The following is a 12,541-nucleotide window of genomic DNA, read 5'->3' on the forward strand; positions in this document are numbered from 1 at the left end:
AGCCGTGCCGATGCAGATCGGCAACGTGTCGGGGGGCACGTTAGCCTGCCGTGCAGGCGGCACGCCGGAGCGGAGGGGGAGTTTCTCTTGCGCGTCGTGCATGTCAGGTTCAAGGAACGATGCCGACATCGGCTGGATGCACCGGGACTCTGACATTCGGCAGGTGTCAATGGCTGGTCAGGCATCGTTCGGCATCGTGATCGACATTGGCATTCCCCGGGCCGGGCGCAGGCCCGGATTTCCCTGCTCTCTTGCCTCGATGCTGCATACGGCCGTCAGGGTGTTGCAAGACAAAAATCTTAGAATATCGCAGCGATGCAGGGCCACATGGGGTTGCACCTGCATGCGCATCACCCGCACAGGAAATACCTTCCATGCACACCAGAGAACATCGACCCGGCCTACGCCGCCCACGGCGCATGCCGCTGCCACTCTTGCTGGCCGCTACGCTAGTGGCAGGGCTTGGCGCCGCCAACGGCGCGTATGCCGCGCTGATCGAACAACAGATCGACGTGCCGGTCAGCCTGAAGAACATGTACGGCAAACCGGTCGAACAGAAGATGCGCGTGACGATCTGGCGTGATGACGCCAATCCGGCCCCTGCACCCATCCTGGTGCTCAACCACGGTCGCGCAGCCGAGGCTGCCGGACGCGCCAATCTGGGCCGCGCGCGCTTTACGGTGGCCTCGCGCTTCTTCGTCCGCTATGGTTTCGTGGTCGCCGTCCCCACCCGCGTGGGTTATGGCGTGACCGGCGGCGACGACCTGGAGGATGCCGGCGGTTGCAACAGCCGCTTCTATCCGCCGGTCTATGAGGCCGCCGCCCAGCAGACCATCGCCACCATCAACGCCGTCAAGGCCCTGCCGGGGACCGATGGCGCGCGGGTGGTGGTGGTCGGCCAGTCGTTCGGCGGTACCACGGCTATCACCGTGGCCTCGCACCAGGTGCCTGGCCTGAAGGCGGCGATCAATTTCGCCGGCGGCGGTGGCGGCAATCCCAAGACCCATCCGCAGCAACCCTGCGGCCCGCAGAAGCTGGAGCAGATGTTCGGCGACTACGGCAAGTCCTCCCAGGTACCGACCCTGTGGATCTATACCGAGAATGACCAGTGGATGGGACCGACCTATCCGCGCCAATGGTTCAATGCCTTCCAGGCCGCTGGCGGCAAGGGCGAGTTCGTGCTGTTCCCGCCGCACGGCGAGGATGGCCACCTGCTCTTTGCACGTTTCCCGCAATCGTGGCAGCCCCGCGTGGCCGAGTTCCTCGAACAGCAGGGCTTTACCGCGCACCGCTGATTCCGACGCAGTACTGACGCACGCGCCAAAGAAAATGCCCCCGGCCTCGCGGCAGGGGGCATGTCAATTTGTGTGCGGAAAGATCAGAGATCGATCTTCATGCGCGCCACCACCGTACGTTCAGCACCCGGCATGACGTAGAGGTTGTTCCACGAACCAGGGTAGTAGTTGCGGTTGAACAGGTTATGCACGTCCAGCGACAGGCGCACGTTCTTGCTGACCTGCCAATAGCTGAGCAGCTTCACCAGCGTATAGGCTGGCAGGGAATAGGTGTCAGCCGCATTGCCAGAGCGGTTGCCCACATAGTTGACACCGCCGCCCACGCCATAGCGCGCGCCATTGGCCAGGGCGTCTTCACGCATGACCAAGAGGCCCGCGCTATAGGCCGGGATGTTGGCCAGGCGCGTGCCGGTGGGCAGGGTGCGATCCTTGCTCACGCGGGCGTCGTCCCAGGAGAAATTGGCCGAGAGGCGCCAGTTGGCGTTGAGCTGGCCATAGGCATCGGCTTCGAAACCGGTGCTCTTGACTTCGCCGGCAGCGGCCATGAAGTTGGGATTGTCGCTGGTGGTCAGGACATTGGTCTTGGTGATGTCGTAGACCGCAAAGTTCGCGCCCAGGCGTTCATCGGTGCTTTGCAGTTTCAGGCCGGCTTCATACGAGGTCGAGCGCTGCGGATCGAAGGGGCGGCCGTTGACGTCCACGCCACTGTTGCCACGGAAGGACTTGCCCGCGCTCAGGTAGACCGAACTCCAGGCATTGGGCAGGTAGCTGATGCCGGCGCGCGGCGAGACCGCGCTCTGGCGTTGCGAAGTGGTCCCCACGGGAGCGACGCGGCTGACCACGCTCTGGTTGTACTGGTCCCAGCGCAGGCCGCCCAGCAGCTTCCATTGCGGCGACAGCGACAGCTGGTCCTGCACGAACAGGGCCTTGACGCGCTGGTTCTCGTCCGAGCTGCTGGTGCGGTCGTCCAAGGCAGGGCGCGCCGCGCCATAGATCGGGTTGTAGATGTCGATGGGCAGTAGGGTGGTCGAGCGCAGGATCTCGGTGTTCATCCATAGCTTGGAGGCCTCCGCGCCAACGAGGAAGGTGTGCGCGATGTCGCCGGTCTTGAATTGGCCATGCAGTTCGCCCTGAATGGACATGTCTCTCGAGGGCAATTGACGCCAGGTACCGGTGCGATCAAGGGTGCGCAGATCGGCTTGCAATGGATTTCTGAGTTTCGCTTCGGTGTAGTAACCATCGAAGCTGCTTTCCTTGTAGCTGGCGCCCAGGCGCATACGCCATTGCTCCGACAGGCTGTGTTCCAGCGTGAGCTGGTGGGTATTGCTGCGCATGGCCATGTTGCCGTCCGAGGGTTCGCTCAGGACGCGGTCACGCGGCAGGCCGCCCAGCACGCCTCTCACATTGATGATGCCGCGGTCCAGCGGTGTGCTGGCCTGGAGGAATTCCCCCTCGTAGTTCAGCAGGGTGTTCTTGTCGATGACCCAGGCCAGCGAGGGCGCCACCAGCGAGCGGCGGTTGCTGAGCAGGCTGGAGCGGCTATCGCCCTCTTCGGTCATGGCGATGAGGCGATAGGCCAGGTTCTGGCTCAGCGGGCCGGTGCTGTCCACCGTGGCGCGGCGCAGACCGCCAGTGCCGGCGCTGACTTCGGCGCTGTTGCTGGCGCTGAACTGCGGTTTCTTGGTGACGATGTTGATGGTGCCGCCGGGCTCGCTGCTGCCATACAGCGCCGAGGCCGGCCCCTTGAGGAATTCGATGCGCTCGATGGTGGCGGTGTCGCGGCGCGGATTGTAGCCACGCGAACCGGGGAAGCCATTGACCAGGAAACCCATGTCGGTGCTGCTGAAACCACGGATGGCGAAGTTGTCCCAGGTGCCGCCGAAGTCATTGAGACGGCTGATGCCGCTGACGTAGTCGACCGTGTCGGCCAGACGCACTGCGCCCAGGTCATCGATCTGCTGGGTCGTCATGACCCGTACGGATTGCGGCAGCTCCAGCAGCGGCGTATCGGTGCGGGTGGCGCCGCTGGTGGAGGGCGCGTTGTAGCTGTTCTTTTCGCGGCCAGCCGATACGCTGATCTCGGGCAGGGCCGCTGCAGTGCCGCCTTCCTGGGCATTGGTCGTGGCGGTGGCGGCGGCGGTGTCGGCCCAGGCCAGCGGCGTTACGGCGAACAGACCCGCCAGCAGCCAGCCGGCGGCGCTGGGGGCGGGAAATCCTCGGGACATCATCATCGGTATTCAAGCTGCCATGCAAATTATCGGGAGCCAGAATATAAATGATAATCGTTACTAATTGTTGGCTGATTGTAAGTTTTTTGTGAAAAAACGTCAGGAAAACTTGTCATCTTGCAATGCGGCCTATTTCAGCGCCGAGATCTGACCGTTACGGATCAGCCGCGCCCGCAGCACGTTGCGGCTGATGTCGAGCAGGCGCGCGGCCTGCACCTGGTTGCGTTCGCAGAATTCGAAGGCGGTGCGAAAGACGGTGTCCTCGATCTTCTCGAACAGGCCCTCCTGCGACTGGTTGAACAGACCTTGCAAGGCTTGTTCCAGGGCGTGCAGGGGATCATTGCCGCGCTCGTCGGCGGCGGCAACTGCGTAGTCCAGCCGCCGCTCCACATGCGAGAGATGGAAGTGTTCGGCGCGCAGGCAGTCATCCTGGCAGATCAGCAGCGCATGGTGGATGGCGTTTTCCAGTTCGCGGATATTGCCCGGCCAGTCATGCTGGCGCAGCTTGCGTTCGCCCTCGCCATCGATGCGGGCCGCGCCATAGCCCAGGCGCTGGCGATATTCATGCAGGAAGTGATAGGCCAGCGGCAGGATGTCCAGAGGCCGCTCACGCAAGCGTGGAATGGCCAGCTGCACCACCTGCAGCCGATAGTACAGGTCCTGGCGGAAATGCCCGGCCGCCACCGCATCCTGCAGGCGCACGTTGGTGGCCGCAATGATGCGCACATCGATGGGGATGCTGCGCCGTGAGCCCAGCCGCACCACTTCGCGTTCCTGCAGCACCCGCAACAGCTTGACCTGGATGGCCAGCGGCAGGTCGCCGATTTCATCGAGGAACAGGGTGCCGCCATTGGCAGCCTCGAACCAGCCCGGCTTGTGGGTGATGGCGCCGGTGAATGCGCCTTTCTCATGGCCGAACAACTCACTCTCGGCCAGGCTCTCCGAAAACGCGCCGCAGTTCACCGCCACGAAAGGCGCATCCCGCCGCTGGCTCAGCTCGTGCACGTGGCGCGCAATCAATTCCTTGCCGGTGCCGGTAGCGCCGATGATGACCACGTTGGCGTCGCTGGGAGCCACGCGCTGCACGCGTTCCAGCAAGGCCAGCGAAACCGGATCATGGAATACCTGCGCAGTGGCGCGGATGGACGTGCCCAGCTTGCGCGCATGGGGCAAGGTCAGCAGCGGTGGCGACGCGCGCGCTGCAAGATCGCCGTGACCCTCCGGCGAGGAGGGCAGCGCATACAGATGGGCAGAGCGATGGCTGGCGTGCATGTCAGGCTCCGTGCTTGGGGAATCTCCTGCAACGGGGGGGAGTGCAGGAGGGGAAAGCGATTTCATTCTAACAATATGCGTAGGACGGATTAACGACCAATTCAGCATAAGCATGCTCGGTATACGTTGGGCCATCGTCCGCAAAACCTTGTCTGACAAGGGGCTGACGATGATGCGTCGCCATTGCACGACAGGAATGGAGTCGCCCGTAAAAGCTGTCATACATATCAGAAAACTTAGTAATTTCGGAGCGGCCGCTTTGCTGCTGCAGCAGCAGTGCATGAGCACATTGCTGCTGCAGCAGTAGCAGGGTTTGTCGCAAGTCCTTGATTTACAAGGCTTCACGGGCTGGCACGTTCTTCGCTGAAGGAACAGGGCGCAAACGACCGCGTTCCCTCTAGCCATCCAAGGAGAGCCTTCTTCATGAGCCGTCCCCTGCAAGTCGTCATCGTCGCCGGAAGCGGCCGCCGTCCCTCCCGCACCCTGGGCCTACTCCATGCCATCGCCGCGCAACTGGGCCAGCACCTTGTCATCCGCACTGAGGTCGTGGCCCTGTCCGATCTCGGCGGCCAGTTGCTCAGCGCCACCGAACTGGCGCAGTTGCCCGACCCCGTACGCCAGAAGATCGCCGCCATCGAATCCGCCGATGTGCTCGTCGCCGGCAGTCCTGTCTATCGCGGCTCCTATTCGGGTTTGTTCAAGCATCTGTTCGACCTGGTGCCGCAAGAGTCGCTGATCGGCAAGCCCGTGCTGCTGGCCGCCACCGGCGGCAGCGACCGCCATGCGCTGGCCATCGATCACCAGCTGCGCCCGCTGTTCGCCTTCTTCCAGGCGCTGACCCTGCCCTTGGGCGTGTACGCCAACGCCCTGGAGTTCGATAACGAAACCATCATCAGCCCGGCCCTGCAGGAGCGCATTGCGCTGACCGTGCAGCGTGCATTGCCGGTGTTGCAGGCGGTCGCTGCTACGCCGGTCCAGGCACACGTCCACGTGTAACTGCCGGTCTTCATTGCCGTCTTTCCATCCCCGATGAGCGCCATTACCACAGGAGATCTTCCATGAGCCAAGCACCATCCACTACCGCAGCCGCTACCCGCACCGACGCAGTCAAGTTCGCCTACTGGGTCCCCAATGTCAGCGGCGGCCTGGTCGTGAGCACGATCCCGCAACGCACCGACTGGAGCCTGGAATACAACCAGCGCCTGGCCGTGACCGCCGAGAAAGCCGGTTTCGAATACGCCCTGAGCCAGATCCGTTTCACCGCCGGCTATGGCGCTGAATACCAGCACGAGTCGGTTTCCTTCAGCCAGGCCCTGTTGCACGCCACCACCAAGCTCAAGGTGCTGGCCGCCATCTTGCCGGGGCCGTGGCATCCGGCCGTGGTGGCCAAGCAGATCGCCACCATCGATCACATCTCCAATGGCCGCATCGCCATCAACGTGGTCAGCGGCTGGTTCAAGGGTGAGTTCCAGGCCATCGGCGAACCCTGGCTGGAACATGATGAACGCTATCGCCGCTCCAATGAATTCATCCGCGCGCTCAAGGGTATCTGGACCCAGGATGATTTCACCTTCAAGGGCGATTTCTATCGTTTCAACAACTACACCCTCAGTCCCAAGCCCGTGCAGAAGCCCCATCCGGAAATCTTCCAGGGTGGCAGCTCCCGTGCCGCGCGCGACAATGCGGCCAGCGTCTCGGACTGGTACTTCACCAACGGCAATACGCTCGAAGGCCTCAAGGCGCAGATCGATGACATCCAGGCCAAGGCCGCCCAGAACGGCCACAAGGTGCGCATCGGCGTGAACGCCTTCGTGATCGCCCGCGATACCGAAGAAGAAGCGCAGGCAGTGCTGCAAGACATCATCGACCACGCCCACGTGGAAGCCGTGCATGCCTTCGGCGACGCCGTCAAGCAGGCCGGCAAGGCCTCGCCGGAAGGCGAGGGCAACTGGGCCAAGTCCACCTTCGAGGATCTGGTGCAATACAACGATGGATTCAAGACCAACCTGATCGGCACCCCGCAACAGATCGCCGAGCGCATCGTCGCGCTCAAGGCCATCGGCGTGGATCTGGTGCTGACCGGCTTCCTGCACTTCATCGAGGAAGTCGAATACTTCGGCCAGAAGGTGCTGCCGCTGGTGCGCGAGCTGGAAGCCCGCCAGGCAGCCACAGCGGCCAGCCCGGCTGCTGCTCCCGTCCTGGAAGCGGTGGCGTGAGCATGGGCGGCACGCTCGGCGCGACGCTGCCCGGCCTGGCCGAGGCTGCACCCCCTGCGCACAGCAGCCCGGCAGCGGCGCCGCTGGTGCGGGCCAGTGCTGCGCCGGTCCTGCAGCTGGAGGGCGTCAGCCTGTCCTTCGGCGGCGTGCAGGCGCTGCGTCACGTTGACCTGGCCTTGCACGAACGCGAGATCCTGGCCGTGATCGGTCCCAATGGCGCGGGCAAGAGTTCGCTGGTCAATGTCATGAGTGGCCTGTATCGGCCCACGCAAGGCACGGTCAGCTTGGGCGGGCGGCGCTTGCGGCAGGTGCCGACGGCGCGCCTGGGACGGCTGGGCGTGGCGCGCACCTTCCAGAACCTGGCCTTGTTCAAGGGCCTGAGCGTGCGCGACAACATCGTGCTGGGCCGCGTCAACGCCATGCGGGCCAGCTTCGTGGAACAGATCATCGGTCTCGGGCGCGCTCGCCGCGAGCGGATCGACGCACGCGCACAGGCCGAGCAGATGATGGCCTTCCTCGACCTGCGCGCCTACGCCGAGCGCCAGGTCGGCGGCTTGCCCTATGGCCTGCAGAAGCGCGTGGAGCTGGCGCGCGCGCTGGTGGCGCGACCCCGGCTGCTGTTGCTGGATGAACCGATGGCCGGCATGACCGTCACCGAAAAGAGCGAGATGGCCGATTTCGTGCGCGCCGCACGGGATCAGTTCGATACCGCCATCCTGCTGATCGAACATGACATCGGCCTGGTCTTCGGATTGTCCGATCGCGTGGTGGTGCTGCATCACGGCAGCAAGATCGCCGATGGCGCACCAGCCGCCGTGCGCCAGGATGCCGCGGTGATTGAGGCCTACCTGGGCGTGGCCCAGCAGGAGGCCGCGTGATGTCCGATTTCGATGGGGTGTTCTTTGCCGAAGTGCTGACCGGCGGCCTGCTCTCCGGGGTGATGTATGCGCTGGTGGCCATTGGCTTCGTGCTGATCTACAAGACCTCGGGCGTGCTCAATTTTGCCCAGGGCGCGCAGCTGCTGTTTGCCGCATTGACCTTCGTGAGCCTGGTGGAGCGCGGCATTCCCTTCGTGCTGGCCTTGCTGCTGACGCTGGCGGCGATGATCCTGCTGGGCCTGGCAATCGAGCGGGTGGTCTTGCGACCGCTGCAGAACCAGTCGCCGATGAGCTTGTTCATGGCCACGCTGGGCCTGTCCTACGTGATCGAGGGCGCAGCCCAGTTGCTGTGGGGGACGCAGGTGCATGCGCTGGAGCTGGGCATTGCCGATACGCCGCTGCAACTGGGCGGGATGATGATCTCTTCCTTCGACCTCTTTGCCGCCGCTACCGCTGCCTTGATGGTGGCGCTGCTTTCGCTGTTCTTCCGCTACACCCGGCTGGGGCTGGAATTCAGGGCCTTGGCCGATGACGGCTTTGCGGCGCTGGCGGTGGGATTGCGCCTGCCGCGCATCCTCGCGGCAGTGTGGGCCACCGCCGGCTTGATTGCCTTGATCGCAGGGCTGCTGTGGGGCGCGCGTCTGGGTGTGCAGTTCTCGCTCTCGCTGGTGGTGCTCAAGGCGCTGCCGGTGCTGGTGCTGGGCGGTTTCGATTCGGTGCTGGGCGCCATCGTCGGCGGCCTGTTGATCGGTGCGCTGGAAAAACTGGCGGAAGTCTATCTCGGCCCGCTGGTGGGCAGCGGCATCGAAGGCTGGTTCGCCTATGTGGCGGCGCTGGCCTTCCTGCTGGTCAGGCCCAGCGGCCTGTTCGGCCAGCGTGCCTGGCAAAGGGCCTGACATGACGATCTCTCTTGCTCCCTCGTCCCGCAGGTTCAGCGCGCCCCGGGCATGGCTGCGCGCTGCATGGCCCTGGCTATTGCTGCTGCTGGCAGCCTACGTTGTCGTGCCGTGGATAGCCTCGGCCTACCTCATCGACGCCTTGTTGATTCCCTTCCTGGCGCTCTCGCTGGCGGCGGTCGGGCTGAACCTGTTGACCGGTTATGCCGGCCAGCTCTCGCTAGGCAGCGCCGCCTTCATGGCCGTGGGCGCCTTCGCCGCCTACAACCTCAACCTGCGCGTGGCCGGCTTGCCGCTGCTGGTCTCCATCGTCCTGGCAGGGCTGGCCGCCACCGCCATCGGCCTGGTGTTCGGCTTGCCCAGCCTGCGCCTGCGCGGCTTCTACCTGGCCGTCTCGACGCTGGCCGCGCAGTTCTTCGTGCAGTGGGTGCTGGTCAAGTTCAGCTGGTTCAGCAATGACAATCCCTCCGGCGTGATCGATGCCCCGCCGCTGGTGGTGGGCGGCCTCGCTTTCGATACGCCGGCCGGGCGCTACCTTTTTGCGCTGGCCATCGTCACTGTGCTGACCTTGTTGTGCTGGCGGCTGGTGCAGAGCCAGACCGGCCATCACTTCATCGCCGTGCGCGACAACGAACAGGCCGCCCGCGTGATCGGCGTGCCGGTGCTGCGCACCAAGCTGCTGGCCTTTGCCATCTCCTCCTTCGTCATCGGCGTGGCCGGGGTGCTGTGGGGCTTCGTCTACCTGCGCACGGTGGAGCCGGCGGGCTTCAATCTGGACCGCTCGCTGCAGATCCTCTTCATCGTCATCATCGGCGGCCTGGCCACGATACGCGGGGCCTTCTTCGGCGCGGCGCTGATCGTGGTGTTTCCGCTGCTGCTGTCGCGCCTGGGCAGCCTGCTGCTGGGGCAGTGGTTTGATTCGGGCGTGCTGGAGATGAGCCAGCGCATCGTGCTGGGCGCACTGATCATCTTCTTCCTCATCGTCGAACCACAGGGACTGGCTGCGCTATGGCAGCGTGGGCGGCAGCGGCTCTGGCCGTCCTGATAATTATTTATATCGTTTCCGCTTCCGCCTTCGTTCTTCACTCTTCACTCTTCACTCTTCACTCTCACCACGGAGAAGCTACATCACCATGCTGCACTCAAAAATACTAAAAGCGATTGCCCTCACCACAGTCCTTCTGACGGCCGGCCTGCAACAGGCGCGCGCCGATGAACAGTTCTTTCCCCTGCAGAGTTACCGCGTCGGTCCCTATGCCGCCGGCGGGACCGGTTTCTTCGGCGGTTTCATCGATTACCTGAACCTGGTCAACCTGCGCGATGGCGGCGTGGGCGGCGTCAAGCTGACCTGGGAAGAGGGCGAGACCCAGTACGAAGTGGAACGCGGCGTGGAAGTCTACGAGCGCCTCAAGCAACGCCCCAATATCGCCACCTGGAATCCGCTCTCGGTCGGCATCGCCTATGCCCTGCTGGACCGCGTGACCGCTGACAAGGTGCCGCTGCTGACCATCAACCATGGCCGCACCGATACCACCGATGGGCGCGTGTTCAAGTACATCTTCCCGCTGCTGCTCAATCCCTACAGCGAGACCTCGGGCATCGTCAACTACATCGCCAGCAAGGAGGGCGGCGCCGACAAGCTCAAGGGCAAGAAGATCGTGGTGCTCTATCACGGTTCGCCCTATGGCAAGGAAACCATCCCCATCTACAAGCTGCTGTCAGAAAAATACGGCTTCTCGCTGCAACAGATCGAAGTGCCGCATCCTGGCAATGACCAGCAGGCGCAATGGCTGGCGATCCGCCGCGCCAAGCCGGATTACGTGGTGCTGCGCGGCTGGGGCGTGATGAATCCGGTGGCCTTGAAGACGGCGCAGAAGTCGGGCTTCCCGGCCGACCGCATCATCGGCAACGTCTGGTCCAATTCGGAAGAAGACGTGATCCCGGCAGGGGACGCTGCCAAGGGCTATGTGGCCATCACCACCGTGGCGGCGGGCGCACAGTATCCGGTGCTGCAGGAGATCCAGAAGACCGTCTATGGCGCCGGCAAGGGTAATCTGCAGGACCCCAAGCGTATCGGCAGCGTCTATCACAACCTGGGCGTGCTCAACGGCATCCTCAATGTGGAAGCGATCCGCATCGCCCAGGCCAGGTTCGGCAAGCGTACGTTGACCGGTGACGAAATCCGCTGGGGCCTGGAAAACCTCAATATCGACCAGGCGCGCACCGCAGCGCTGGGCGCCAAGGGCCTGTTCCATTCCATCCATGTGACCTGGGACAACCACGAAGGCGATGGCCTGGTGGCCTTCCAGCAATGGGACGGCAAGCAGTGGCACGTGGTCTCGGACTGGATCGCGCCGGACTGGAAGCTGCTGCGTCCCATCATCGAAAAGTCCGCCCTGGCCTATGCCAAGGAAAAGAACATCAAGGTGCGCAAGAGCATCGATGACTGATGCCTTTGCCGTGCAACAACCCCCCACTTTTTCGAAAGGCTTGATCATGTCCGCTGTGCTCGCCCCTTCCCTGCATTCCACTTCGTCCGCCGCCGCCCCGGTCCCCGGTCTGCCGCGCGCCTCCCAACCGGCCCACGTGATCCGTGACGACGCCGAAGCCATCGCCGTGGCCCATGCACTGGCCCCGCGCCTGGCGCAGGGCGCGTCCGAACGCGACCAGTTGCGGCGCTGGCCGGTCGAAGAAATCGAAGCCTATTCGCAAAGCGGCCTGTGGGCCATCAATGTGCCGCGTGCCTTCGGCGGGGCCGAAGTCTCCTATGCCACGCTGGCCGAGGTGATCGCCATCATTTCCGCTGCCGATCCGTCGCTGGGCCAGATCACGCAGAACCACCTGGGCTTCGTGGCGGCGGTGCGCACCGTGTCCGATCCGGAGCAGCAGCGACGTTTCTTTGCCGATTTCCTGCGCGGCGTGCGCTGGGGCAATGCGTTTTCCGAGTCAGGCTCCAAGCGGGCTGCGGACTTCGAGACACGCTTCGTCGATGCCGGCGACCACGTCATCGTGACCGGCAAGAAGTTCTATTCCACCGGCGCGCTGCTGGCGCATTACGTGCCCATCGTCGCCAATGACGAAGAGAACCGCACCTGGTACGTGGTGGCCGAGCGCAATGCGCCGGGCCTGACCGTGATCGACGACTGGTCTGCCTTCGGCCAGCGCACCACCTTGAGCGGCACCGTCATCATCGACCAGGTGAAGGTGCCCAAGACGCATCTGATCCCGGCCTACAAGGGGTATCTGGAACCCTCCGCCGACGGGGCCATCTTCCAGATCATCCAGGCGGCGGTCGACGTGGGCATCGCCCGCGCCGCCATTGCCGATACCCAGGATTTCGTACGCACCAAGTCGCGTCCCTGGATCGACAGCCAGCGCGACCATGCCTGGGAAGATCCGTATTCGATCCAGGCCATCGGTGACCTGCAGATCCGCCTGCACGCCAGCGAAGCACTGCTGGAGCGCGCGGGCCGGGCCATCGATGCGGCAGTCGCCGCGCCGGACGCCCAGAGCGTGGCGCATGCGCAGATCCTGACGGCCGAAGCCAAGGTGCTCTCCACCGAGATCGCCATCCATGCCACCAACAAGCTCTTCGAATTGGCCGGGACGCGCTCTACCCTGGGCCAGTACAACCTGGACCGTCATTGGCGCAATGCGCGCACCCACACCCTGCATGATCCGGTGCGCTGGAAATACGCCATCGTCGGCAATTACTACCTCAATGGCGTCAAGCCTCCCTTCCACGCATGGAGTTGA

The 12,541-nt window shown here is 64.0% G+C and carries 10 protein-coding genes; 8 read left to right on the forward strand and 2 right to left on the reverse strand.

The annotated features are described in order from the left end of the window. Positions 1 to 374: 374 nt before the first annotated feature. Complete coding sequence (locus ACP92_RS04715) at positions 375 to 1,295, forward strand: dienelactone hydrolase family protein (RefSeq protein WP_013232978.1); 921 nt, start codon at positions 375 to 377, stop codon at positions 1,293 to 1,295. An 83-nt stretch (positions 1,296 to 1,378) separates the two neighbouring features. Here the strand turns inward: ACP92_RS04715 and ACP92_RS04720 are convergent, their stop codons facing one another. Together ACP92_RS04720 and ACP92_RS04725 are read right to left on the reverse strand one after the other, a co-directional pair. Beyond that, on the reverse strand, positions 1,379 to 3,526 hold the full coding sequence (locus tag ACP92_RS04720) for a TonB-dependent siderophore receptor (protein ID WP_013232979.1): 2,148 nt from the start codon (positions 3,524 to 3,526) through the stop codon (positions 1,379 to 1,381). A gap of 126 nt (positions 3,527 to 3,652) precedes the next feature. Next, positions 3,653 to 4,795, reverse strand: a complete 1,143-nt coding sequence (locus ACP92_RS04725) for a sigma-54 interaction domain-containing protein (protein ID WP_013232980.1) — start codon at positions 4,793 to 4,795, stop codon at positions 3,653 to 3,655. A 423-nt stretch (positions 4,796 to 5,218) separates the two neighbouring features. Between ACP92_RS04725 and msuE the strand changes: the two genes are divergently transcribed. The 7 genes from msuE to ACP92_RS04765 all read left to right on the forward strand — a co-directional run bounded on the left by msuE (position 5,219) and on the right by ACP92_RS04765 (position 12,541). Beyond that, positions 5,219 to 5,791: an FMN reductase gene (gene msuE, locus ACP92_RS04735; protein WP_013232981.1), complete on the forward strand. Its 573-nt coding sequence runs from the start codon at positions 5,219 to 5,221 to the stop codon at positions 5,789 to 5,791. Between the two features lie 62 nt (positions 5,792 to 5,853). After that, positions 5,854 to 7,011 (forward strand): dimethylsulfone monooxygenase SfnG, encoded by a 1,158-nt coding sequence (gene sfnG, locus ACP92_RS04740; RefSeq protein ID WP_013232982.1) that lies wholly within the window; start codon positions 5,854 to 5,856, stop codon positions 7,009 to 7,011. 2 nt (positions 7,012 to 7,013) lie between these two features. Continuing rightward, on the forward strand, positions 7,014 to 7,889 hold the full coding sequence (locus ACP92_RS04745; protein WP_082147453.1) for an ABC transporter ATP-binding protein: 876 nt from the start codon (positions 7,014 to 7,016) through the stop codon (positions 7,887 to 7,889). Beyond that, positions 7,889 to 8,785: a branched-chain amino acid ABC transporter permease gene (locus tag ACP92_RS04750; protein WP_013232984.1), complete on the forward strand. Its 897-nt coding sequence runs from the start codon at positions 7,889 to 7,891 to the stop codon at positions 8,783 to 8,785. Before ACP92_RS04745 ends, ACP92_RS04750 begins: the two co-directional genes overlap by 1 nt. Position 8,786: 1 nt before the next feature. Beyond that, a complete protein-coding gene (locus ACP92_RS04755; RefSeq protein WP_013232985.1) occupies positions 8,787 to 9,830 on the forward strand; it encodes a branched-chain amino acid ABC transporter permease in 1,044 nt (347 codons plus the stop codon). 88 nt (positions 9,831 to 9,918) lie between these two features. Beyond that, positions 9,919 to 11,235: an ABC transporter substrate-binding protein gene (locus ACP92_RS04760; RefSeq protein ID WP_013232986.1), complete on the forward strand. Its 1,317-nt coding sequence runs from the start codon at positions 9,919 to 9,921 to the stop codon at positions 11,233 to 11,235. Between the two features lie 46 nt (positions 11,236 to 11,281). Then, positions 11,282 to 12,541: an SfnB family sulfur acquisition oxidoreductase gene (locus ACP92_RS04765; protein WP_013232987.1), complete on the forward strand. Its 1,260-nt coding sequence runs from the start codon at positions 11,282 to 11,284 to the stop codon at positions 12,539 to 12,541.

Source organism: Herbaspirillum seropedicae (assembly GCF_001040945.1).
In the GTDB taxonomy this organism is placed as follows: Bacteria; Pseudomonadota; Gammaproteobacteria; order Burkholderiales; family Burkholderiaceae_D; genus Herbaspirillum; species Herbaspirillum seropedicae.

Bases quoted from the DNA above. Each gene is read 5' to 3' on its own strand.
- ACP92_RS04715 (WP_013232978.1), top strand. From the start codon at position 375: ATGCACACCAGAGAACATCGACCCGGCCTACGCCGCCCACGGCGCATG.
- ACP92_RS04720 (WP_013232979.1), bottom strand. From the start codon at position 3,526: ATGATGATGTCCCGAGGATTTCCCGCCCCCAGCGCCGCCGGCTGGCTG.
- ACP92_RS04725 (WP_013232980.1), bottom strand. From the start codon at position 4,795: ATGCACGCCAGCCATCGCTCTGCCCATCTGTATGCGCTGCCCTCCTCG.
- msuE (WP_013232981.1), top strand. From the start codon at position 5,219: ATGAGCCGTCCCCTGCAAGTCGTCATCGTCGCCGGAAGCGGCCGCCGT.
- sfnG (WP_013232982.1), top strand. From the start codon at position 5,854: ATGAGCCAAGCACCATCCACTACCGCAGCCGCTACCCGCACCGACGCA.
- ACP92_RS04745 (WP_082147453.1), top strand. From the start codon at position 7,014: ATGGGCGGCACGCTCGGCGCGACGCTGCCCGGCCTGGCCGAGGCTGCA.
- ACP92_RS04750 (WP_013232984.1), top strand. From the start codon at position 7,889: ATGTCCGATTTCGATGGGGTGTTCTTTGCCGAAGTGCTGACCGGCGGC.
- ACP92_RS04755 (WP_013232985.1), top strand. From the start codon at position 8,787: ATGACGATCTCTCTTGCTCCCTCGTCCCGCAGGTTCAGCGCGCCCCGG.
- ACP92_RS04760 (WP_013232986.1), top strand. From the start codon at position 9,919: ATGCTGCACTCAAAAATACTAAAAGCGATTGCCCTCACCACAGTCCTT.
- ACP92_RS04765 (WP_013232987.1), top strand. From the start codon at position 11,282: ATGTCCGCTGTGCTCGCCCCTTCCCTGCATTCCACTTCGTCCGCCGCC.